General features: G+C 61.4%; 24 protein-coding genes. 16 read left to right on the plus strand and 8 right to left on the minus strand.

What is annotated here, in order from left to right; translation table 11 throughout:
- Nucleotides 1–106 precede the first annotated feature (106 nt).
- The 10 genes from AC1Q5O_RS16855 (at nt 107) to AC1Q5O_RS16900 (ending at nt 9,182) form a co-directional block, all read left to right on the plus strand.
- Nucleotides 107–532 (plus strand): hypothetical protein, encoded by a 426-nt coding sequence (locus AC1Q5O_RS16855; protein ID WP_223614728.1) that lies wholly within the window; start codon nt 107–109, stop codon nt 530–532.
- A 95-nt stretch (nt 533–627) separates the two neighbouring features.
- Nucleotides 628–999, plus strand: coding sequence for a YbaN family protein (locus AC1Q5O_RS16860; RefSeq protein WP_492564453.1), 372 nt, complete (start codon nt 628–630; stop codon nt 997–999).
- 251 nt (nt 1,000–1,250) lie between these two features.
- Entirely contained in the window at nt 1,251–1,730 is a 480-nt protein-coding gene (locus tag AC1Q5O_RS16865) for a GNAT family N-acetyltransferase (protein ID WP_346307991.1), read from the plus strand.
- 39 nt (nt 1,731–1,769) lie between these two features.
- The gene (locus AC1Q5O_RS16870; protein ID WP_492564455.1) at nt 1,770–2,795 is read left to right on the plus strand and encodes a glycoside hydrolase family 3 N-terminal domain-containing protein; all 1,026 of its coding nucleotides are present in this window, start codon (nt 1,770–1,772) and stop codon (nt 2,793–2,795) included.
- A gap of 33 nt (nt 2,796–2,828) precedes the next feature.
- The gene (locus AC1Q5O_RS16875) at nt 2,829–4,481 is read left to right on the plus strand and encodes an ABC transporter substrate-binding protein (RefSeq protein WP_492564457.1); all 1,653 of its coding nucleotides are present in this window, start codon (nt 2,829–2,831) and stop codon (nt 4,479–4,481) included.
- Nucleotides 4,482–4,536: 55 nt separating this feature from the next.
- Nucleotides 4,537–5,514 (plus strand): ABC transporter permease, encoded by a 978-nt coding sequence (locus tag AC1Q5O_RS16880; protein WP_105733352.1) that lies wholly within the window; start codon nt 4,537–4,539, stop codon nt 5,512–5,514.
- A 15-nt stretch (nt 5,515–5,529) separates the two neighbouring features.
- Nucleotides 5,530–6,408 carry an ABC transporter permease gene (locus tag AC1Q5O_RS16885; RefSeq protein WP_492564789.1) on the plus strand — a complete coding sequence of 293 codons (879 nt, stop codon included), beginning with the start codon at nt 5,530–5,532 and terminating at the stop codon, nt 6,406–6,408.
- On the plus strand, nt 6,405–7,220 hold the full coding sequence (locus AC1Q5O_RS16890) for an ABC transporter ATP-binding protein (RefSeq protein ID WP_492564460.1): 816 nt from the start codon (nt 6,405–6,407) through the stop codon (nt 7,218–7,220). Before AC1Q5O_RS16885 ends, AC1Q5O_RS16890 begins: the two co-directional genes overlap by 4 nt.
- On the plus strand, nt 7,217–8,143 hold the full coding sequence (locus AC1Q5O_RS16895; RefSeq protein ID WP_492564462.1) for an ABC transporter ATP-binding protein: 927 nt from the start codon (nt 7,217–7,219) through the stop codon (nt 8,141–8,143). Before AC1Q5O_RS16890 ends, AC1Q5O_RS16895 begins: the two co-directional genes overlap by 4 nt.
- A 136-nt stretch (nt 8,144–8,279) precedes the next feature.
- A complete protein-coding gene (locus AC1Q5O_RS16900) occupies nt 8,280–9,182 on the plus strand; it encodes an AraC family transcriptional regulator (RefSeq protein WP_492564464.1) in 903 nt (300 codons plus the stop codon).
- On the opposite strand, the gene AC1Q5O_RS16905 is transcribed toward AC1Q5O_RS16900, so the two are convergent.
- From AC1Q5O_RS16905 to AC1Q5O_RS16930, 6 genes are all read right to left on the minus strand, one after another.
- Entirely contained in the window at nt 9,179–10,255 is a 1,077-nt protein-coding gene (locus tag AC1Q5O_RS16905; protein WP_492564467.1) for an ABC transporter ATP-binding protein, read from the minus strand. The two genes, AC1Q5O_RS16900 and AC1Q5O_RS16905, sit on opposite strands and share 4 nt — an antisense overlap.
- The gene (locus tag AC1Q5O_RS16910) at nt 10,252–11,187 is read right to left on the minus strand and encodes a PfkB family carbohydrate kinase (protein WP_492564469.1); all 936 of its coding nucleotides are present in this window, start codon (nt 11,185–11,187) and stop codon (nt 10,252–10,254) included. The genes AC1Q5O_RS16905 and AC1Q5O_RS16910 overlap by 4 nt, the downstream gene beginning before the upstream one ends.
- A gap of 4 nt (nt 11,188–11,191) precedes the next feature.
- Nucleotides 11,192–12,214, minus strand: coding sequence for an SIS domain-containing protein (locus AC1Q5O_RS16915; protein ID WP_492564471.1), 1,023 nt, complete (start codon nt 12,212–12,214; stop codon nt 11,192–11,194).
- Nucleotides 12,211–13,056, minus strand: a complete 846-nt coding sequence (locus tag AC1Q5O_RS16920) for a carbohydrate ABC transporter permease (protein ID WP_492564473.1) — start codon at nt 13,054–13,056, stop codon at nt 12,211–12,213. The genes AC1Q5O_RS16915 and AC1Q5O_RS16920 overlap by 4 nt, the downstream gene beginning before the upstream one ends.
- Nucleotides 13,056–13,937 (minus strand): carbohydrate ABC transporter permease, encoded by an 882-nt coding sequence (locus AC1Q5O_RS16925; protein ID WP_464664817.1) that lies wholly within the window; start codon nt 13,935–13,937, stop codon nt 13,056–13,058. Before AC1Q5O_RS16925 ends, AC1Q5O_RS16920 begins: the two co-directional genes overlap by 1 nt.
- A 215-nt stretch (nt 13,938–14,152) precedes the next feature.
- Nucleotides 14,153–15,391, minus strand: coding sequence for an extracellular solute-binding protein (locus AC1Q5O_RS16930; RefSeq protein ID WP_492564476.1), 1,239 nt, complete (start codon nt 15,389–15,391; stop codon nt 14,153–14,155).
- Nucleotides 15,392–15,613: 222 nt separating this feature from the next.
- On the opposite strand from AC1Q5O_RS16930, the gene AC1Q5O_RS16935 reads away from it, so the two are divergent.
- The gene (locus tag AC1Q5O_RS16935) at nt 15,614–16,828 is read left to right on the plus strand and encodes an ROK family protein (protein WP_492564478.1); all 1,215 of its coding nucleotides are present in this window, start codon (nt 15,614–15,616) and stop codon (nt 16,826–16,828) included.
- Here the strand turns inward: AC1Q5O_RS16935 and aptA are convergent, their stop codons facing one another.
- The gene (aptA, locus tag AC1Q5O_RS16940) at nt 16,829–18,157 is read right to left on the minus strand and encodes an omega-aminotransferase AptA (protein ID WP_288192075.1); all 1,329 of its coding nucleotides are present in this window, start codon (nt 18,155–18,157) and stop codon (nt 16,829–16,831) included.
- Nucleotides 18,158–18,307: 150 nt separating this feature from the next.
- Here aptA and AC1Q5O_RS16945 point away from each other — a divergent pair, with 150 nt between their 5' ends.
- Nucleotides 18,308–18,856, plus strand: a complete 549-nt coding sequence (locus AC1Q5O_RS16945; RefSeq protein WP_223614742.1) for a cupin domain-containing protein — start codon at nt 18,308–18,310, stop codon at nt 18,854–18,856.
- Here the strand turns inward: AC1Q5O_RS16945 and AC1Q5O_RS16950 are convergent, their stop codons facing one another.
- Nucleotides 18,857–19,444 (minus strand): LuxR C-terminal-related transcriptional regulator, encoded by a 588-nt coding sequence (locus AC1Q5O_RS16950; protein WP_223614743.1) that lies wholly within the window; start codon nt 19,442–19,444, stop codon nt 18,857–18,859.
- An 82-nt stretch (nt 19,445–19,526) separates the two neighbouring features.
- Between AC1Q5O_RS16950 and AC1Q5O_RS16955 the strand changes: the two genes are divergently transcribed.
- The 4 genes from AC1Q5O_RS16955 (at nt 19,527) to AC1Q5O_RS16970 (ending at nt 23,171) form a co-directional block, all read left to right on the plus strand.
- A complete protein-coding gene (locus tag AC1Q5O_RS16955) occupies nt 19,527–20,273 on the plus strand; it encodes a CoA transferase subunit A (protein WP_472460017.1) in 747 nt (248 codons plus the stop codon).
- 1 nt (nt 20,274) lies between these two features.
- A complete protein-coding gene (locus tag AC1Q5O_RS16960; protein ID WP_492564483.1) occupies nt 20,275–20,916 on the plus strand; it encodes a 3-oxoacid CoA-transferase subunit B in 642 nt (213 codons plus the stop codon).
- A gap of 330 nt (nt 20,917–21,246) precedes the next feature.
- Nucleotides 21,247–22,455, plus strand: a complete 1,209-nt coding sequence (locus AC1Q5O_RS16965; protein ID WP_492564485.1) for an efflux RND transporter periplasmic adaptor subunit — start codon at nt 21,247–21,249, stop codon at nt 22,453–22,455.
- Nucleotides 22,452–23,171 carry an ABC transporter ATP-binding protein gene (locus tag AC1Q5O_RS16970; protein ID WP_492564487.1) on the plus strand — a complete coding sequence of 240 codons (720 nt, stop codon included), beginning with the start codon at nt 22,452–22,454 and terminating at the stop codon, nt 23,169–23,171. Before AC1Q5O_RS16965 ends, AC1Q5O_RS16970 begins: the two co-directional genes overlap by 4 nt.

Here is a 23,171-nt window from a genome sequence, read left to right on the forward strand (position 1 = left end):
CCTGTCCGGGCGTTTCTGCTTGCAACGTCGTGGCTTTTCTGGCGTCATCCAACGCTCACAGAGGCGGTATAATATCCGGCTCTGCGCTCGCAAACAGGAGAATGCCATGCCGATCCAGGATCTGGTGAACACCATAGCCACCCAAGCCAATCTCGATCCGCAGGCAGCGGAAAAGGCGGCAGGAACCGTGCTGTCCGTGCTCCAGCATGAAGCTCCGGAACAGGCAGCCAGCCTCTTTGCCAAGATGCCGGGCGCGGCCCAGTTGGCGCAGAGTTTCGACGTCATGGCTGCTGGCAATCAGTCGGGCGGGCTCATCTCGAGCATAACCGGTTTTCTCAGCGGCGCTGCGGGTGAAAAAGTCGGCGCGCTTGTCAATGGCATGGCGGCGCTCAAGGCCAGCGGCTTGACGGTGGAGCAGATTCAGCAGGCGGGTACCGCCGTGATCGCCCATGCCAAGCAATCCGCCGATCCGCAGCTGGTCGACAAGATCGTTGCGTCGGTTCCCGGCCTGAAGGGGCATTTTGGTCTCTGAAGCAATGGGGTTGATGCGGTTGCCGGCTGACAAGCGCATCGCCACCGGATAAACCGCTTCTCGTATCGCCAGGGGCTAGCGAAGGAGCGGGCAGGATGAACGGAACGCGACGCGCGTTTTACTTCGCGCTTGGCTGGGTGATGGTGGCGCTCGGCTTTATCGGCGCGCTCCTTCCGGTCATGCCCACCACCATTTTCCTGATCATCGCCGCCTGGTGTTTCGGCCGTTCTTCGCCGCGTTTCGAGAAATGGCTGCTGGAACACCCGGTCTTCGGCCCGACCCTGGTGCAGTGGCAGCACCATGGCGCCATTCCGCTCCGGGTGAAATGGATCGCCTGCGGCGGCATGGCGTTCGGCTATGGCTCCTTCTGGTATTTTGCCCGGCCGACGCCGCTTCTCGGCGGTGTCGTCATGTTGTTCTTCATCGCCTGCGCCATTTATGTCGTTTCCCGCCCGACCGGAAAATGACGGGCGACCTCGTGCGAATCGAAACGCCCATTCAAGGCCATTGACGTCCCGTCGGCGATGCGGGGAGGTTCCGTCCTGCGGATAAACGGGATCGCGCAAACCCGGAAGTTGCAGGAATCGGGTGGACAGCGGGCGCGCGGGAGAGATGCCGCCCCGAAAAACAGTTGACAAGCGCGCGCAAAAATCCAACTCTATTACATTAAAAGGGGATATATTCCATTACAATGGAATTATTTGGATGAGGAGCAGCGGTGTCTGATTTACTTGTAAGCTTGTACACCGACAAGCTGGCCGAACTGAAGACCAAGGCTGACGGCGTTGCTGTGACCATCCGTCCGGTGCTTGCGCCCGAGGCGCAACTGGTCACGGACTGGGTCCGCGAACATTTCAGTGCCAATTGGGCCAGCGAAGTCACGGTTGCCATCACCCGCCAGCCCTCGGCCTGTCTCATCGCCATCGAGGATGGCGCGCTTGCAGGATTTGCCTGCTACGACGCGATAGCGCGCGGCTTTTTCGGCCCGACAGGCGTCCATCCCGACAAGCAGGGAAAGGGTTTCGGCCTTGCCCTCTTTTCAGCCGCCTTGCAAACCATGAAAACGCTCGGCCATGCCTATGCGTTCATCGGTGATGCCGGACCGGTGGACTTCTACGTGAAGGCCGCCGGCGCCATCGAAATCCCGTCCGAAAACAAAGGCATCTATCAGGGCATGTTGCGCGCCAAGCGAACCTGAAGCCTATCCCCCCATCACAGTTCCCATGGAGTGAATACAGTGTCCAGCCAATTGCCTCTCGCCTTGTTCGTCGGCATTCCCAACCCGGTTCTGTCACCCGATGAGATCGCGCTGTTTCGCGAGACCAACCCGCTCGGCCTCTTTGTCGGCCGCCGCAACCAGCGCGAGCCCGAGCAGGTCAAGGCATTGATCGAAAGTTTCCGCGAGGCTGTCGGGCGTGCCGATGCGCCGGTCTTCACCGACCAGGAGGGCGGCCGCGTTCAGCATCTCGACGCCGGTCCGTGGCCGCTGTTCCGCAGTTTTGGCGAGTTTGCCCGCCTCGCACGGCATGATCTTGAGCTGGCGCGAAAGGCGCTGCGGCTCTCTTCCCGTGCCATGGGCACCATGATGACCGAGCTTGGACTGTCCAGCGGCTGCTCGCCGGTACTCGATCTGGTGTTCGATACCACAAGCGACGTCATCGGCGCCCGGTCGTTCGGGGCTGATCCGGAACTCGTGACGCTGCTCGGCCGCGAGGTCATCGATGGTTTGCTGGAGACGGGCAACATGCCGGTCATGAAGCACATCCCGGGCCACGGCCGCGCCACGCTGGATTCCCACAAGGAGCGGCCGGTCGTCGATGCGAGCAAGGAAACCCTCCTTGCCACGGATTTCAGGCCCTTCATCGATCTCAAGGATACGCCCTGGGCGATGGTGGCGCACGTGGTCTATTCGGCCTATGACAAGGAGCAGCCCGCTTCCGTCTCTCCCGTCATGCTGGATGTCATCCGCAAGGACCTGGGGTATGACGGCGTGCTCATTTCCGACTGCATTTTCATGAATTCTCTGACTGGCACCATGCCGGAACGCGTCGCGCAGGTTCTCGACGCGGGCTTCGATATTGCGCTGCACAGCCATGGCGACCTCGCGGACAGCGAAGCGGCGGCGAAGGCATCCCGCCCGCTGACCGCAGACGCCGCCCGCCGCATCGCCGCCGCCAATGCCCGGCTTGGATCGCTGAAAGTCGATGTCAAGGCGGTGCATGCGGAAGTGGAAGACATGTTTGCAGGTGCACTGGTCAGCTGATCGTCTTTAATCAATAAAAACAGGGGAATACGCATGTCGAGAAACCGTCTGTTTGCAGCAGCTTCTGCAATGATGCTCCTGTCTGCGCCTGCCATGGCGCAGACGGTGCTGACCGTCAACATCGAGCCGGCCACCACCTGGGTGCGCAATTTCAATCCGTTCAACCAGACGTCGGCCCGTCAGAGCACGCTTGATTTCATTTATGAGCCGCTCGTCGTCTTCAACCGCTTCGATAACAACAAGCCGAACTATCGCCTCGCCGAAAGTTTCAAGCTGGCGGACGATCTGAAGAGCATCGAGTTCAAGCTGCGGCCGGACATGAAATGGTCGGATGGTAAGCCGCTGACCTCGGCCGACGTCAAATTCACCTATGACTATCTGCAGAAGTTCCCGGCGCTGGATTTCGTCAGCATCTGGAAATTCATCAGCGGCGTCGAGGTTGTCGATGCGCAGACCGTTCGGTTCACGCTGGTCAATCCAAGCTCGCTGGCCGCCGACCAGCTGGTGCAGGTTCCGATCATTCCGGAACATGTCTGGAAGGACATTGCCGATCCGGTGACTTTCGCCAACGAGAATCCGGTCGGCAGCGGCCCGATGACCGAGATTGCCCGGTTCACCGGCCAGACCTACGACCAGTGCCGCAATCCAAACTACTGGGATGCCAAGGACCTCAAGATCGACTGCATGCGCTTCCCGCAATTGGCCGATAACAACCAGATCCTGACCGCAACCGCCAATGGTACGCTTGATTGGGGTGTGTCGTTCCTGCCGGATATCGAGAACACCTATGTGGCAAAGGACCCGAAGAACTTCCACTACTGGTACACGCCGGGCAGCATGGTTGCTTTCCTGTTCAATCTGGAAACGGCCAATGCCAACAACCGCAAGGCCTTCAACGACGTGAAATTCCGCCGCGCGGTCAGCATGGCGCTGGACCGCAAGGGCATGATCGACGTAGCCGGTTACGGCTATCCCACGCTGAACGACGATCCTTCGGGCATGGGCGAACTGTACAAGAACTGGTCCGATCCGTCTGTGCTCACCGACTTCGGCAAATACGGCAAATATGACACGGACGCGGCCAAGGCCCTGCTCGATGAGGCGGGCTATGTCGACAAGGACGGCGACGGCTTCCGCGACAACCCCGATGGCACCAAGCTGTCGTTCTCGCTGATCGTGCCCAACGCCTGGACGGACTGGATCGATACGGTGCAGATCGCCATCGAAGGCATGCAGGCGGCCGGGCTCGATGTGAAGATCGCAACGCCGGAAGAAGCCGTCTGGTCGGGTAATCTGATCAATGGCAATTTCGACATGGCCATCAACAGCCTGCCGGCGGCGGCCTCGCCTTACTATCCCTATCAGCGTGCCTATAACGAGCAGGACAAGGGCAAGACCCGCTTTACCGCGCAGCGCTGGTTCAATCCTGATCTTAACAAGCTGCTGGTGGATTTCACGCGGACCGCTGATCCGGCTGAACAGAAGACTGTGATGAACAAGGCCCAGCGCATTGTTGCGGAAAACCTGCCGATGATGCCGGTGTTCAACAATCCGAACTGGTATCAGTACAACACCAAGCGGTTCACTGGCTGGTCGACAAAGGAGCACCCCTTCGTCAATCCGTCGATCACCCGCAACAACCCGGCGCGTCTCATCCACCTCCTGGCGCTTGAGCCGGTCAAATAGGCATCGCACAGGCGGGGACGGGTGAAACCTGTCCCCGCCGCGATGGGAGATGCATATGGCTTTTTTGCTTCGACGCCTCGGATTCTATCTGGCTGCCTTCATTGCGGCTGCAACGATCAATTTCTTCCTGCCGCGCCTGATGCCGGGGGATCCGATCCAGATCATGTTTTCCAGCACCGGCACGGAACTGTCGGCGGAAAATCTCGCGTCGCTGAAGCTGACCTTTGGCTTTGTCGATGGGCCGCTCTGGCAGCAATACCTCACCTATCTCAAGAGCATTTTTACCGGCGACCTCGGCCGGTCGATCAAATATTTCCCGCTGCCGGTGACGGAGGTTCTCGGCCACGCCCTGATCTGGACCGTGGCGCTGATGGGAACCGCTACGCTGATCAGTTTCACGCTCGGGACCTTTCTCGGCATTCTCGCCGCCTGGCGGCGCGGCAGTGTTTTCGACGTCGTCGTGTCCGTCGGCGCGATCTTTGCCACCTCCGTCCCGGCGGTGGTTACGTCGCTGATCGTGCTTTTCTTCTTCGGCTTCACGCTCAACTGGTTCCCGACCGGCTATTCCGCCGATCCGGCGCTCGATCCCGCGTTCTCCCTGACCTATATCCTCAGCGTGCTCTATCACGGCATCCTGCCGATGCTGACCCTGTGTACGGTGCTGACCGGTGGTTTTGCCGTCACCATGCGCAACAACATGATCAATCTTCTTGGCGAGGATTATATCGTCATGGGGCGGGCCAAGGGGCTTTCCGACAGCCGGGTGATGATCTGGTATGCAGCGCGCAATGCACTGCTGCCGACGGTCAGCAGTCTTGCCATCGCCATCGGCACCGTGCTCGGCGGCTCACTGGTGACCGAAGTCGTGTTCAATTATCCCGGCCTCGGCAATATCCTCTATCAGGCCATTCTCGCCCGCGACTATCCCGTCATTCAGGGCCAGCTCCTGATCATGACCATCGCCATGCTTGTCGCCAATTTCATCGTGGATATCAGCTATGTGCTGCTCGATCCGCGCCTGCGGAGGACATGAGCCATGCAACCTCTCATCGCCGGACTTGTCCGCAACCGCAAAGCCCTGGTCGGCATGATCATTCTTCTGATCATCGTCTTGATCGCCCTCGCGGCACCGCTGCTGACAGAGTATAATCCGGCAGCGCGCGTCGGTCGGCCGCACCAGCCGCCATCGGCCGAGCATTGGCTCGGCACCACACGCATCGGCCAGGATGTCTTTGCCCGGTTGATCTACGGGGCGCGGACATCGCTTGCCGTCGGTTTCGGCGCCGGGCTCCTGATTACGGTGCTGGGCACGGCGCTCGGCATCATTGCCGGGTATCGCGGCGGCAAGACGGATGAAGTCATCAGCTTCTTCACCAATATGGTGCTGGTGGTGCCCAACCTGCCGCTGCTGCTGGTGCTTGCCTCCTTTATCGGTCAGGCCAGCCCGCTGGTCATTGCCATCATCCTCGGCTGCACATCCTGGGCCTGGGGCGCGCGCGTTACCCGCGCCGAAACCCTGTCGGTCAAGCACAAGGATTTTGTCAAATCGGCCGAAATGATGGGCGAGCCGCGCTGGCGTATCATGACCTTTGAAATCTTCCCCAATCTGATTTCCATCGTCGGCATCAATTTCATCGGCAGTGTGATTTTTGCGATCATCACGGAAGCAACGCTGGAGTTCCTTGGCCTTGGCGATCCCAAGACGGTGTCCTGGGGCATGATGCTGTACAACGCGCAAAAAGCGTCAGCCCTGTCCGTCGGCGCCTGGTGGGATATCCTGACCCCGTGTTTTGCTCTCGCGCTGCTGGGGATCGGCCTGTCGCTGCTGAACTTTGCCGTCGATGAGATCGCCAATCCGCGCCTTCGCACGGGAAACAGCATGAGCCGCTGGTCGGCACTGATCCGCTCCGGGGAGGGCCGCCTGTGACCGCACCACTGCTTCAGGTGAAAAACCTCACCATCGACTATATCGGCGATAGCACGGATTTCCGCGCAGTGGACGACGTCAGCTTCGATGTCGCCCGCGGGGAAGTCTTCGGCCTTGCCGGAGAATCCGGTTGCGGCAAGAGCACCATCGCCTTTGCCATCAGCCGTCTGCACAAGCCGCCGGCATTGATCCGCTCCGGCCGGATACTGCTCGAGGACAGGGATGTGCTTGATCTCAACCCGGCACAGTTGCGGGATTTCCGCTGGCGCGAAGTGGCCATGGTGTTCCAGAGCGCCATGAATTCGCTCAATCCCGTGCTGCGCGTCCAGGAACAGTTTTATGACGTGCTGCGCACGCATCAGAAGATGAACCGGGTGCAGGCGCGCGAGCGGACGGCGGAGATGCTGCGCCTTGTCGATATTCCGCCGGACCGGATGAAGGATTATCCGCACCAGTTTTCCGGTGGTATGCGCCAGCGTATCGTCATTGCCATCTGCCTTGCGCTCAATCCGAAGATCGTCGTGATGGACGAGCCGACCACCGCGCTCGATGTGGTAGTGCAGCGCGAAATCCTGCAGCGCATCAACGAATTGCGCCGCACCTTCGGTTTTTCCGTGCTGTTCATCACCCATGATCTGGGCCTGATGGTGCAGTTCTGCGACCGCATCGGCATCATGCTGGCGGGCAGGCTCGTGGAGCAGAACACCGCGGAAAACATTTATGGCGCGCCACAGCACGACTACACCAAAAAGCTCTGGGCTTCCTTCCCGTCGCTGCACGGAGAACCGGTGATGGAGAAGGTATCGATATGAGCGATCCGCAAACCGCTATCCTTGCGCTCGACCGCGTGTCGAAGTCCTTCGGCACGGCGCCGTTCAAGGTGAATGCGGCGCAGTCGGTTTCCTTCGAGCTGCATGCCGGCCGGACCCTTGCGCTTGTCGGTGAATCCGGCAGCGGCAAGACCACCTGCGCCCGGCTGGTGATGCGGGAATACATGCCAAGCGAAGGCCAGCTGCTGTTCAAGGGCAAACCTGTCGCGACCGACAACGCCAGGGCGCTCGCCGCCTATCGCCGCTCGGTGCAGATGATCTTCCAGGATCCGTTTTCCTCGCTCAATCCGGCCCATACCATCGACTATCACCTGCGCCGCCCGCTGCAGCTGCACCGGCGTGACCTCAAGGGAAAACAGCTCGATGATGCCATTGAGGAACTGCTGACCCGGGTCAAGCTCGACCCGAAAATCGTCGCGCGCAAACACCCGCATGAACTGTCGGGCGGACAGCGCCAGCGCGTCAACATCGCCCGCACGCTGGCGGTCGGCGCCGAAGTGATCGTGGCGGACGAGCCGACCTCGATGCTCGATGTGTCGGTGCGTCTCGGCGTGCTCAACCTGCTCAACGAGATGAAGCGGGACATGAAGCTTGCGCTGCTTTATATCACCCATGACATCGCCACTGCCCGCTACGTCGCCGAGGACATTGTCGTCATGTATGCCGGCCAGATCGTCGAATGGGGCAATGTCAACAAGGTCATCGACAACCCGCAGCATCCCTACACCCGGCTTCTCCTGTCGGCGGTGCCCGATCCGCAGATGCGGTTCGACGATCCGAAGGCGCAATTGAAGGCGGCCGATGTCGACGAAGTCCGGCGGTTGTCAGCGGTGCCGCAGGATCGCATCGTCGCTGTCGAGCCCGGCCATTTCATCCGCCAGATCGCAAGCGGTAGGGCGGCGTAGAGCGCGCCGTCGCGATTGACCAAAACTGCCGGATGATTGCACAATCCTCCAAAGCGGATCAAAGCTGGCGGTTCGGCTCTGGTTCGCGCGCGTGATGACACCTAGATAGGGTGGGCATTACCCGAGGAGAGCTGCCGTGGACAAAATTACCGAGCTTGCACAATTGATCGAAAAGCACACGGGCGCCGATGGGTTGTTTTCGACGGATATTCCGCGCCTGAACCTCGCCCGTGCCACGGCACCGACCGAGCCGAACCATGTGGTGCATGAACCGGCGGTCTGTGTGATCGCCCAGGGCCGCAAGCGCACCATGCTGGGTGACGAGGTGTATTATTACGACAAGGCGACCTATCTGACCGTTTCCGTTGATCTGCCGATTGTGGGTCATGTCATCGAAGCGTCGGAAGACGAGCCCTATCTGTCGCTGCGCCTTGACCTTGATCCCACCATGCTCAGTGCATTGCTGCTGGAAGCGCCGAAGGAAAGTTTCAGCAACCAGCTGCCCGACCGCGGCATGTCGCTCAATCCGATGGGGTCGGACCTGCTCGACAATGTCGTGCGGCTTGTCCGCCTTCTCGATACGCCGAAGGACATTTCCATGCTGGCGCCGCTGACCGAGCGTGAACTGCTCTACCGGCTCCTGACGGGCGAACAGTCCGGCCGCCTGCGCCAGATCGCCCAGTCGGAAAGCCGCCTGCATCAGGTGAACAAGGCCATCGGACTGATCAAGCGCAATTTCCGCAAGACGCTGCGCATCGAGCATGTGGCCTCCGAAGCCAATATGAGCCCGTCCTCCTTCCATCAGCATTTCAAGGCGGTGACGTCGATGAGCCCGCTGCAATACCAGAAGCAACTGCGGCTGCAGGAAGCGCGGCGGCTGATCCTCAGCCAGTCGCTGGACGCGGCAACGGCGGGCCATGCGGTGGGTTATGACAGTCCGTCGCAGTTCAGCCGCGAATATGCGCGCCTGTTCGGCCAGCCGCCGCTGCGCGATATCGCCCGGCTGAAGGACATGCCGGACTATCTGCTGGAAGGCTAGAGCCGCCTACCGGTCGCCTTGTCGAAAATGTGCAGGGCACCGGCATCGATGGCAAAGCGCTGGGCCATCCCGGCTGTCACTGCCGATTTCGGCGGCAGGCTGGCGGTCAGGCGCTGGCTGCCGATGGTCGATGTGACCACCAGTTCCGGGCCGGTCAGCTCCACCACCTCGACCATGGCATCGATGCCAAGTGCTGCGTCACCCGCCGGAGCAAGGCTCAGGCTTTCGGGGCGGATGCCGATGACGACATCGCGTGCCTGACCGGCCTTTTCCCGGATATCGGCGGGAAGCGCAAAGCCGCTCAGCGATCCGTCGATATGGGCGATACCCTCGGCCACAGTGGCTTCCAGCATGTTCATCGGCGGCGAGCCGACGAAGCTGGCGACATAACGGGTGGCCGGGCGGTTGTAGATCTCATCAGGCGTTGCCAATTGCTCGATCTGGCCGTCGCGCATCACGGCGATGCGGGTTGCCAGCGTCATCGCTTCGATCTGGTCATGGGTGACATAGACAATCGTCGTCCCCAGCATTAGGTGCAGGCGCTTCAGTTCGGTGCGCATTTCCATGCGCAGTTTCGCATCGAGGTTCGACAGCGGCTCGTCGAACAGGAAAATTTGCGGATCGCGCACCAGAGCCCGGCCGATGGCGACGCGCTGGCGCTGGCCGCCGGAAAGTTCGGAAGGCTTGCGTTCAAGCAGGTTTTCGATCTGCAGGATTTTTGCGGTCTTGCGCACGGCGTCCGTGCGTTCGGCCGCCGGAACCTTGCGCATTTCCAGCCCGAAGCCGATGTTGCGCGCCACCGACATGTTCGGATAGAGCGCGTAGGACTGGAACACCATGGCGATGTCCCGGTCCTTCGGATGTACGCCGGTCACGGAGCGGTCGCCGATGCGCACGTCGCCTTCCGTTGCTTCCGCCAGCCCCGCAATGATGTTGAGGAGCGTGGACTTGCCGCAACCGGAGGAGCCGAGCAGCACCAGGAACTCGCCGCTGGCAAGCGACAGGTCAATACCTCTCAGGGTTTCGATGACGCCGTAGCGTTTCCTGATGTCGATGAGTTCAAGGGCGCTCATTGCGCATTCTCCGGCGTGGTGTCGAGGTCATGGCTGTCATAGCGGCGGGGTACGGTCGAGATGGCTTTGGACGCCACATGGACACCGGCGGCGATGCAGTGTTGCAGGGGCATTTCTCGGGCAAGGGCGGCCAGGAAGGCCGCATTGAAAACATCGCCGGCGCCGATCGTGTCGGCAACGGACACCATCGGTGCATCGGTCGTCACCAGCTGATTGTCCGGACCGATGGCCAGGGCACCGTCCGATCCGCATTTGACCACGACGATGGCATTTTCCGGCATCAGCGCCTTCAGCGTGCGCGCCGCGTCTGCGGGCTCGATGCTGTTGGCAAGCCGTGTTGTTTCCACCTCGTTGAACAGGGCGCAGTGACAGCGCGACAGCCATCGGCGGGTCGCCGCACGGTTGGCGTCGCTCCAGCCGTCGGCTGGCCAGCCGGTATCGAGCGCGACGCGGATATCGTTGGCATCGGCCCAGTCAAACAGCGCGTCATAGTGCGCAACCAGCGCATCGGTCAGGAATGAACCGCACAGGAGGACATAGCCGCCGCGCAGCCGGTGCGTGTCCAGTATGGCGAGCACATCCGGCCAGGACAAGGCGCCGAGATGGCCACGCGTCGTGAAGAACGTGCGCTCGCCATTGGGATGGGTAATACCGACGGATAGGGTTGTTCCCATCGGGGCGACAGGCCAGCGCTGGCCGCGCACGCCGAATTCCTCGCGCAGCCATTGGCCGAACCGGTCGCTGCCGACATTGGCGGCGATCTGGAAGTCGATGCCGAGCCCTTCCCAGGTCAACGCCGAATTGCCGGCCGAACCGCCGACACGCAGTTCGTCGTAATCGACCATGATCTCGGTGCCGGGCGTCGGCCAGGGGTCGGCGGGGCCGAGGATCAGGTCCACGTTCACGTTTCCAATGACGGCCAGCGGGCGCATGATCCTATTCGCTCCGCGTAATCTTGGTGGAGCGCACGGGCGTTCCGACATCGGCGACCAGTTCACCGGCAAAGGCGATCATGAAATGCTGCGCGGCGGGCAGCAGCGCGAAAATGGCGGCGATCCCGGCGGCTTCACCGGCATTGACGGTGGTAACGCCATCAATCGGCTTTTCGCCCGAGGCGTCGAACACCACCACGGGCGAGCCTGCTTCGCACGCGGACACGGCCATTCCGGCAACCAGCACGGCGGTGGCATCCTTGCCGCGGAACAGCACCACACCGACCTTTGGCCCGAGCATTTCCATCGGCCCATGCCGCAGTTGCCCGCCTTCCAGGGAGAAGCAGGGGATGCGCGACAGTTCGGTGAGGCCGAGCGCAATGGCTTCGGCGACGCCCTGCAGCCGGCGCCCCGATGTAACCACCGAGGAAACATCGGAGAGGGCTTTGACGGCCGCATCAATCTGCGCTGTGCTGCCGCGTTGAAGGCGCTCGAGCGCTGCCGAGGGATCGTCGCCCAGCGCTGTCAAAACAGCAAGATGCAGCGCAAAACTGACGGTCAGGCTGCGGGTGGCGGCAAAGGCGTTTTCGGTGCCGCCGGCACCCACGAGCGAGGGCACGGTGCGGGCCAGCGTCGATCCGCCTTCGAGCGTCAGGCCGAACGTATCGGGCGCCACGCCCGCCTCGGCAAACCAGCGCAGCACTTCGGCGCTTTCACCGGACTGGGACGTTACAAGCACTGTCTTGCCGCTTATCGGCACCGGCTGCCCGAGCTGTTCCGACAGGGGCAGCGCCACCGCATCAATCCCCAGGCTGCGATAGAGCGGCTCGACGGCCCGGCTGACCGCGTGGGAGCCGCCCATGCCGAGCAGAAGGAGGCGTCCGGTCTTGCGCAACGACTGGGCGATTGTCGCGGCAAGCGGCTTTGCCGCTTCGAAGGAAGCGATCGCATCGGCATTCTGCCGCGCCATTTCCTTTTCGATCGCCACAAGGCCGGCGGGCCGGTTCTGGTCAGATGTCATGCTCATCCCTTGACGCCGCCATTGGTCAGGCCCGAAATCAGGGCACGCTGCATGAACAGACCGATGATCAGCGGCGGCAGGGCGGCCAGCACACCCGCTGTGGCGATCAGTCCGTAATCGGAGACCCGGCCGCCTGCAAGATCGGCGATGGCGACGGTGAGGGTCTTGGCCCGCTGGTCGGAGGTGAACAGCAGGGCATAGAAGAATTCATCCCAGGCGAGCAGGAAGGCAAAGAGCGCCGCCGTTGCCATGACCGGTGCGGCCAATGGCAGGGTGATCAGGCGCAGAATCTGGTCAAGCCGCGCACCATCGACCGTTGCGGCGCTTTCGATTTCGCGCGGAATGGAATCGAAGCCGGATTTCATCAGCCATGTGGTGAAGGGCGCAAGGATGGTCAGATACACCAGGGCCAGTCCGAAAACATTGTTGAGAAGACCGAGGGCCGACAGCGCTATATAGAGTGGAACGGCGAGAGCAACCGGCGGCAGCATGTAGGTGGCGATGACCGCATAGAGGGACCAGCCGACGCTTGGCGTGCGCGACACCGCCCAGGCCGAGGGTATGGCGACAACAAGTGCCGCCGCTGTTGCCATGCCCGCCACTTTGAGACTGTTGAAAAGCGAGGCGACGAATGCCTCCCCGGCGCTGTTGGCAACGCTCGACAGGAGAACGCCATAGCGTGAGAGGTCGATGGTTTCGGGCCACCAGCGCAGCGGCTTGGTGATGAGGTCGGTGGTCGACGAAATGCTCATGATGAACAGCCAGACCACCGGCGCAAGGATGACCGCCGCCAGCAGGAGCGCTGCGGCATGGACAAGAATCGTGGCTGTCAGGCTGCGGCGTTCCATCAGGAGGCTCCTGCGCTTTTGCGGATCAAGGCGGCATAGGCGACGGCAAGAACGGTGACGAGAAGCGTGACGATCAGGGCAAGCGACGCTCCGGACCCTGCGCGCTGAAACGAGAAGGCTTCCTGATATACGAGGATGGACAGCGTGCGGGTGCTGTTGGCCGGGCCGCCGCGCGTCATCACCCAGATGAGGTCAAAGACCTTGAATGCTTCGATGGTGCGCAGGACCAGCGCTACCATCAGCGGGCCGGCGAGATAGGGCATGATGACGAAACGGAACCGGGACCAGGCGCCGGCACCGTCCACCATCGACGCTGCGGTGATATCGCGCGGCACGGCCTGCAGCGCGGCGAGCGCGATCAGCGCCACCAGCGGAAAATTCTTCCAGCAGTCGGCAACGATGAGGGCGGTCAGCGCCGTGCCGGGCTCGCCGAGCCATGAGCGATAGGTGTCGAGAAGGCCGATCTGCGTGAGAGCGGCATTGAGCGCGCCATATTCCGGGTTGTAGATCAGCCGCCACAGGGTGGCATTGACCACCGTGGGGAGGGCCCATGGCAGGATCATCAGCGCCCGCAAGACGGAGCGGCCATAGAACTGCTGGTTCAGGAGCAGCGCGGCGAGAACGCCGATCACCATTTCGGCTGCGACCGAAAGCACGGCGAACAGCGTGGTGGTAACGAGGGTCCGCTGAAAATTCGAGCCGGACAGCATTTTCACATAGTTGTCGAGGCCAACGAAGCTGCCAGCCGTGCCGACCAGTTTGGCATCGGTGAAGGAAAGGCGCACGGTATCGACCAGCGGCCAGCCGATAATCGCAATCATGACGATGAGAAGTGGCAGCATCAGGAGCCACGCGCGTGTCGTAATCCAATTGCTCGTCATGAAGGAATGCCTGTTTCATCAATTCGTGGTGTCAATTCACCCCCCTCTGGGCTGCCGCCCATCTCCCCCACAAGGGGGGAGATCAGCCAGCTTAAGCGACATCAAGCACACTTCACCATGACAAATCGCTCAAGAGCTTCATGTCGATGTGATCTCCCCCCTTGTGGGGGAGATGCCCGGCAGGACAGAGGGGGGTGAAGCAGCACGTCGCGGTATCACAGGCCGCTGTTTGCGGCGGCTGTCTTGAGCGCATCTTCCGGCTTGGCCTGGCCGAGCAGCGATTCCTGCACTGCCTGCTGCAGGGCGGTCGACAGCTCCTGATATTTTGGCGTCGTCGGGCGCGGATACATCACCGCAAGGCTCTGCTTGGCGGCGGCAATCAGCTCTTCCTGGCCCTTTGAGACCGCGGGGTCCGCATAGGATGATGTCCAGATCGGCAGGCTCAGCTTGGCATACTGGTTCTGTGTCTGCTGCGAGGTCATGAATGCAATATACTTCCAGGCCTCATCAGCATGCTTGCTGGTGGAGGTGATGCCGAGGCCCATCGAGCCGTTGACGGCGGAGACGGCGCTCTTGCCGTCGATACCCGGAGCGGGAACAACGCCGACCTTGCCGGCAACCTTGCTGTCCTTCGGATCATTGGCCATGTTGTACATGTAGGTCCAGTTGAGCGCGAAGGCGGCTTCGCCGTTCTGGAATATGCGGCGCACGTCCTCCTCCAGGAATTCCTTGGAGTTGGGGTTGGTCAGGCCGGACTTGTAGCTGTCGACCATGTAGTTGAGGGCATCGAGGCCGCCGCCCGACTGGAAGACGGGCTTGCCGTCCTTGATGAAGCTGCCGCCATAGGCACTGACCAGCGTGGCGTAATCGCAGATCGCGGCTTCCGCCTGCGACCAGCTCCAGGCGATCGGTGTTGCCAGGAGGCCCTTGTCCTTGATGGTCTTGGCCTGCTCGGTCAGTTCCGCCCAGGTTTTCGGCGGGTTCTTGATGCCGGCCTTTTCAAGAATTTCCTTGTTGTAGAACAGGTACTTCGTGTCGAGAATCCATGGCATGCCATAGCGCTTGCCCTGATACTCCACCGTGGTCCATGCACCGGGAAGCACGCCGGTCTTCATGTCGCCGGTAATCTTGTCCGAGACGTCAAGCAGCACCTTGTTGGTGGCGTATTCCGCCGGCCAGATCACATCGAACAGAACCACGTCGTAACCGCCGCCCGAGCCCTGGGCCAGGACGGTCTTGTCGTGCAGGCCTTCATAGGGCACGAATTCGAGGTTGACGGTGACATCCGGATTGGCCTTGGTGAAGGCCTCGCTCATCGCGCGGACATCGGCTTCGCTATAGGCAGCCTGCGCCATGAAAAGCGCGTTGATCTTGGTTTCTGCATGGGCGGGAGAGGCGAGCGCTGCTCCCAGAAGTGTTGCGCCAAGCAGCGCGGTCTGGATGGATTTCAACATGGTACCTCCTATTTGGCTCTTGTGGCCCGGAACCTGTCCGTGATGAACGGGTGCCGGTTGGTGGTCATTATGCGCGGGAGCTTTTGTCATTCAGGACTGTCCACGACGTGCCTACGTCCAGCCAGTGCTCACGTTCCCCAAGACTCTTGCGGTCTTTTGATTAAATCAATTGTTTTGACTTATTTCTTGATCAATATTGATCTGGTGTCAAGAGGGGGCGGAATGGACGCGAGAAAATCGATCCGGGCCAAGAGCGGAACCAATCTGGGTGGTGCGAGCGCGCACAACCGTCGCATCATGATCGATGCGCTGCGGGTCAATGGCGCCTTGTCCCGCGCTGACCTTGCCCGTGCCACCGGACTGACCCCGCAGACCGTGTCCAACATCATCGAGGAACTGGCCCGCGACGGGCTCGTGCAGTCGCAGGCCAGTGTCCGCAAGGGCCGGGGCCAGCCTGCCACACCGTATCATCTGGTGCCCGATGGCGCTTTCGCCGTCGGCTTGCAGATCGACCGGCATGTCACGCGCACCGTCATCGTCAATCTGGTTGGCGACGTGCTGGTGCAGACGGAATCCAAATTGCCCTCCGGCGGCCCGGCGGAAGGGGTTCTTGTCATTCTCGATATCGTCAAAAAGGCCTGTGAAGCGCTGACAGCGCAATTCCCGCATGCGGCGAGAAAGCTCGTCGGGCTCGGCCTTGCCATGCCCGGCCCCTTCGGCATCAATGAGCTCTACGACGATCCATGGATGATGACGGCCTGGCAGAACTTTCCGCTGGCCGAACGGATAGCGGAAGGCACCGGTCTCGAAGTTGCCCTGCAGAACGATGCCTCGGCGGCGGCAACGGCGGAAAGGCTGCTGGGCGCCGCCCATGGCCTTGACCATGTCGTGTGCATTTATCTCGGCTATGGTCTTGGCGCCGGACTGATCCTCAATGGCGAGATCTACGGCGGCGCCTACTCCAATGCCGGCGAGATCGGCATGATGCTGGCGCTGGCTCCCGGCGACGATGCGAGTGTCGAGCCGCTGGAGCACTACACATCCATGGCCTCGCTGTGCAACGTGCTGGGTATCGACCCTTCGGACCCCCGGCTTTTCGCGCTGGTCACCGATGCGGTGGTCAATGGCGGTCCCGAAGTGGAGCGCTGGATCGACAACGCGGCGGACCGGCTGCGCCGCACCGTTCAGATGCTGGAATCGATCTTCGATCCGCAAACCACCATTCTGTGCGGCGGCGCGCCGAAAGCGCTGATTGACCGCCTGATCGAGCGGATGGGGCCCCTGATGCCGTCGATAGCGGACCGGGCTCTCCGCTACCCCGAGCCCCGCCTTCAGGCAGGGCTCGCTGATCCTTGGTCAGTCGCCTTGGGAGCGGCAGCGGAGCCGATCGCGCGGGCCTTTGACCCGCGCTTCTCGGCAATTCTGAAAACGCCCTGATCAGGCGGCGTTTTTGATGGCGTCGCCCAGCATCGACACGATGGTGTCGATCTGTTCCTTCTCGACGATCAATGGTGGCGACAGGGCGATGATATCGCCGGTCACGCGCACCAGCAGGCCTTTCTTGAAGCAGTCGGTGAAGACATCGTAGCCGCGAGCACCCACGGCGTCGGGACGCGAGGCGAGTTCTATGCCGGCAACCAGGCCGATGGTGCGGATGTCGACAATACCGGGCAGGCCCTTGAGGCTGTGGATCGCATCCTGCCAGTGCTCTGCCACATCAGCGGCGCGGGTCAGAAGCCCTTCCTCCTCGTAGACTTCCAGCGTGGCCAGACCGGCCGCGCAGGCGACGGGATGCCCGGAATAGGTATAGCCGTGGAAAAGCTCGATCTGGCTCTCGGGACCATGCATCAGCGCGTCGTAAATGGTTTCGCTGGCAAACACCGCGCCCATGGGAACCGCACCGTTGGTCAGGCCCTTGGCGGTGGTGACGAGATCGGGCACCACGCCGAAGTAGTCGACGGCAAACGGGGTGCCGAGGCGGCCGAAGCCGGTGATGACCTCATCGAAAATCAGCAGGATGCCATGCTTCTGGCTAAGCGCGCGCAAGCGCTCGAGATAGCCTTTCGGCGGCAGGAGAACCCCGGTTGACCCGGCAACCGGTTCGACGATGACTGCGGCGATGGTTTCGGCGCCGTGCAGCGCAACCAGCCGCTCCAGATCGTCGGCCAGATCCGCGCCGTGTTCGGGCAGGCCTTTGACAAAGGCGTTGCGGACGGGATCGTGCGTGTGGCGGATATGGTCGGTGCCCGGCAGGAGCGGGAAGACGCGGCGGTTGTTGACAAGGCCGCCGACGGAAATGCCGCCGAAGCCGACACCGTGATAGCCGCGCTCACGGCCGATGACCCGGGTGCGCGTGCCCTGTCCGATGGCGCGCTGATAGGCGATGGCGATCTTCAGCGCGGTATCGACGGATTCCGAGCCGGAGCCGGTGAAGAATACTTTTGTCAGACCGGCCTTCTTGCCGCCCGGCGCGTGCGCCGCAAGTTTTTCGGCAAAGTCGAAGGCGAGGGGGTGGCCCATCTGGAACGACGGCGCGTAGTCCATGGTGATCAACTGGCGCGCCACGGCGTCGGCGATCTTTTCGCGCCCGTGCCCGGCATTGACGCACCAGAGGCCAGCGGTGCCATCCAGCACCTGTCCGCCATCGACATCGGTGTAGTACATGCCCTTGGCGGAGGCGAGCAGGCGCGGCGCTGCCTTGAACTGCCGGTTCGCCGTGAAGGGCATCCAATAATTTTCGAGTGACGGTGTATTGCTCATGAGCATGTGGGGCGACTCCTCTTCTCATCACAGGGAGCCATGCTTTCTATTCACCAACAAGTCCTTTTCTATGTTCACATAAAGCATTGATTTTACTGAATACGTCATTCATAAATTCATTATATCGAACATGTAGAACAGCCAGAGGGGCATCCGATGCAAATTGATCTGGGCGGGCGTCTGCGTTTCCTGCGGCAAAGGCACAACCTGTCGCAGCGCGAACTGGCCAAGCGGGCGGGCGTGACCAACTCCACCATCTCGCTGATCGAGTCCAATCAGACCAATCCCTCGGTCGGTGCGCTCAAGCGCATTCTTGATGGCATTCCCATCGGCCTGTCCGAATTCTTCGCCCTTGAACCGGACCGCAAGCAGAAGGTGTTCTACGAGGCGGGTGAACTGGTCGAAATCGGCAAGGGCAACATCTCCTACCTGCAAATCGGCGAGAACCTGTTCGGCCGCGCCCTGCAGATCCTGAAAGAGCGCTATGAACCCGGCGGCGATACGGGCCGGGTCATGCTCGTGCACGAGGGGGAAGAGGGCGGTGTCGTCATCAGCGGGCGGATTGAAGTGACCGTCGACGACCAGCGCCGCATTCTCGGCCCGGGCGACGCCTATTATTTCGAAAGCCGCCAGCCGCACCGCTTCCGCTGTGTCGGCCCCAATCCCTGCGAGGTCGTCAGTGCCTGCACGCCGCCGACATTCTGATCAGCGCAGGGATGAAAACCAGGCGATGAGTTCGGCGCTGTTGTGCAGCCCGAACGCGCGCATGATGCGGGCGCGGTGCGCCTCGATGGTGCGTTTCGACAGGCCGATTTCCAGGGCTATCTGCGCATTGGTCTTGCCTTGGGAAACAAGCGTCAGCACCTGCTTCTGCCTGTCGGAAATGAGGCTGGCATTGCCTGCCACCGTCCGGTTCATCGGCTCGAAGCAGTAGAGCGCTTCGGCGAAGGGATCGGCGTGGTTGCCGCTGCGTCCGCGCACCCGGCACCAGAAGCTGGCGCCGTCGCGCCGCCGCATCACCCGCTCGTCGTAATAGACGCGCCCGCCGGCGAAATTCGTTCGCCACATTTCTCCTGTACGCACGAAGTCGGTGATCTTGGGATAGAGCCGGCTGAAGCTCTGGTCGATCAGTTCGCCGCGTTCATAGCCGAAGGTCTCGGCGAATTCGAAATTGCAATCGCGTATGATACGGTGTGTCGCATAGACCATCGGCACCGGCATGTCGGTCAGCACGAAGCGTTTTGCGCTTCCTGAAACGGCAATGTCGGAGATAGGAAACTCGGCTGTGGTCATGCAGTATTAATACGACTACCTGTGCCATCAAGACAAGCCATACCGTTGCGGCAACGGCAGCGTTCAGACCCTGCCGCAGAGGATGCAGAACAATGGGAGAGTGTTCTTGAAAAAAGTACGATCAAATGTAAGCGATGCGCTGGATGGCGTGCTGTTTGACGGCATGACGATCATGGCGGGAGGCTTTGGCCTGTGCGGCATTCCGGAAGCCCTGATCTATGCGATCCGCGATTCCGGCGTGAAGAATCTGACGGTCATCTCCAACAATGCGGGCGTTGACGGCATTGGCCTTGGCGTGCTTCTGGAAACCAGGCAGATCCGCAAGATGATCTCGTCCTATGTCGGCGAGAACAAACTGTTCGCCCAGCAGTATCTTTCCGGCGAACTGGAGCTGGAATTCAATCCGCAGGGCACGCTGGCCGAACGCATCCGCGCCGGCGGCGCGGGTATTCCGGCGTTCTTCACCAAGACCGGCGTCGGCACCATCATTGCCGACGGCAAGGACGTGCGCGAATTCGACGGCGAGTCCTATGTGATGGAACGCGGCCTGTTTGCCGACCTGTCCATCGTTCACGCCTTCAAGGGCGATACCGAAGGCAATCTCGTCTACCGCAAGACCGCCCGCAATTTCAATCCGATCATGGCGACAGCCGCCAAGGTGACGATTGCCGAGGTTGAAAACCTGGTCGATGCCGGCAAGATCGACGGCGACCATATCCATACGCCGGGCATTTTCGTCAAGCGCATCGTGCATGTGCCGAACCCTGTCAAACATATCGAACAACGGACGACCCGTCCGCGTCTTGTCGCTGCAAGCGAGGTGAACTGAGATGGCCTGGACACGTGATCAGATGGCCGAACGGGCCGCGAAAGAGCTGCAGGACGGTTTCTACGTCAATCTCGGCATCGGTATTCCAACCCTTGTCGCCAACTACATCCCGACCGGCATGAGCGTCCAGCTGCAGAGCGAGAACGGCATGCTCGGCATGGGCCCGTTCCCCTATGAGGGCGAGGAGGATGCCGACCTCATCAATGCGGGCAAGCAGACCATCACCGAACTGTCGACAACCAGCTATTTCTCCGGCGCCGACAGTTTCGGCATGATCCGCGGCGGTCATATCGACCTGTCGATCCTTGGTGCCATGCAGGTGGCGCGCAATGGCGATCTGGCCAACTGGATGGTTCCGGGCAAGATGGTCAAGGGCATGGGCGGCGCCATGGACCTGGTGGCCGGTGTCAAGAAGGTCGTCGTTGTCATGGAGCATGAGGCCAAGGGTGAGGCCAAGCTTCTGGAAGAATGCACGCTTCCGCTCACCGGACAGCGCGTCACCGATCTCGTCATCACCGATCTTGGCGTTTTCACGATCGAGCGGCGCGGCGAACCGAAGATGACGCTCATCGAGATAGCGCCCGGTGTGACGGTCGATGAAATCAAGGCAAAGACACAGGCGGCATTCGACGTCGCCCTGTAAGATATTTTACGTCTCGTGCGAGCCGGCAGAGTGTGATCCTCTGCCGGCTCGCTGCTTTTCGGCGGGGGCGCGGCCATTTTCCCCCCGTTTTATCGGCAATTGGTCTGCAATGCTGACGCAATCTCGTCCTGCGATGATCAGGCCAGGATGAATGACGACCGCCCGTGCAGGCGGTCAATAGTAAAAAGGCCATCGCATTGAAGTCTGTTTTTTGTGCGCTTATCTCACCCGAAGCGCTTTGGCGTATCATGCAACCGATCAAGCGAATGGCGTAACGGCGTGGATTCTTCAACAAACCAACCCGATCTGAGCAAGACTCTGGCTTCCATTGTGGACAATAAGCGCCGGCGGAACGTCTTTCGCAGGCATCCCTTTCTGTTTGGCGGCGGGCTTCTCGTCATCCTGGCTTTGGCGGTGGTGAGCTGGTTTTCGCGCGGGACCCACTATGACTACACCCAGAAGCCGTTGACCAGGGGCACGCTTTCCATCACCGTATCGGCGACCGGAACCGTTCAGCCGACCGAACAGGTGGATGTGTCCAGCGAGCTCTCCGGCACCGTGCGCACCGTTCTGGTCGACTACAACAGTTTTGTCGCCAAGGGCGACGTGCTGGCAACGCTGGATATCGACACGATCAGGACCAACATCGAGAGCTCGAAGTCAAAACTTCTGGCATCGCGTGCGCGGGTCGTGCAGTCGCAGGCGACGCTTGAGGCCAAGAAGAACGCGTTCGAGCGCATGACATCGCTGCAGGACAGCAAGGTTTCATCGGTGCGCGAGCTGGATGTGGCCAAGTCGGAATATGACTCGGCCGTCGCCGCGCTTGACGTCGCCAATGCCGAGGTAGCCGTTTCGGAAGCGGAACTGCAGGTCAACGAGACCTCCCTGCGCAAATCCAAGATCGTTTCGCCGATCGACGGCGTCGTGCTCAGCCGCTCGGTCGATCCGGGGGCAACGGTGGCCGCCGCCTTCCAGGCGCCCGTGCTGTTCAAGCTCGCCGGCAACCTGAAGAAGATGCAGCTGCAGGTCAATGTCGACGAAGCCGATGTCGGTCTGGTCAAGCCGCAGCAGGACGCGACCTTCAACGTCGATGCCTATCCGGACCGGACATTCCCGGCAAAGATCGTCAATATCCGGTTCCAGCCGGAAACCGTATCGAATGTCGTGACCTACAAGGCGATGCTGGCCGTCGAGAATGACGACCTTGCCCTGCGTCCCGGCATGACGGCGACAGCCTATGTCAAGGTCAGGGAGGTCAAAGATGCCCTGCTGGTGCCGAACGCCGCCCTGCGTTTTGCGCCGCCCAACGCGCCGGCGAAAACCGAGGCAGCCGAAAGCCCCGAGCAGACGGCAAGCATCCCCGACACGGTGAAGAAGGAAGCCGGCGTGCAGCGGTCCGTCTGGGTGCTTCGTGCCGGCAAGCCGGAAAAAATCGAGGTGCGCGCCGGGGCGACGGACGGGCGCAACACGATCGTGCTCTCGGGCGGCGTCAAGGAAGGCGACGAGGTCATTGTGGCAGCGAGCGCGCCGCCCAAATGACCATCCAGTCCGTGCAAAAAGCCGTGCCGCTGATCGAATTCCGCCGGATCACCAAGAGTTATGGAGCGGGCGAGGCGGCGGTCCACGCCCTGGCCGGGGTGGACTTTGCCATCGAACGGGGCGATTTCGTTGCCATCATGGGGCCGTCGGGTTCCGGCAAGTCGACGGCGATGAACCTGATCGGCTGTCTCGACCGGCCAAGCACCGGGCAGTATCTGTTCGGCGGCACCGGTATCGACCAGCTCGACCGGCATCAGCAGACGACGCTGCGGCGCGAATTGCTGGGATTCGTCTTCCAGGGGTTCAATCTCCTGCGCCGCACATCCGCCGTGGAGAATGTGGAGCTGCCCCTCATCTATCGCGGCATGGGCGCTGCGGAGCGGCGCAAACGCGCACTGGACGCATTGCGGCAGGTGGGGCTGGCGGCACGCGCCAATCACGTCCCTTCGGAATTGTCGGGCGGCCAGCAGCAGCGTGTGGCGATTGCCCGCGCCATCGTCACCAACCCGCAGGTGCTGCTCGCCGACGAGCCGACCGGAAATCTCGACACGAAGACGAGTGTGGAGATCATGGAACTGATCTCCGGCTTTAACCGCGACAACGGCATCACCGTGATCATGGTCACGCACGAGCCGGATATCGCAGCCTATGCCAAGCGCATCATCCGCTTTGTCGATGGCCACATCCAGAGCGACGAACGCAGACAGGACATATAA

It is taken from the genome of Phyllobacterium sp. MT110 (assembly GCF_058792715.1).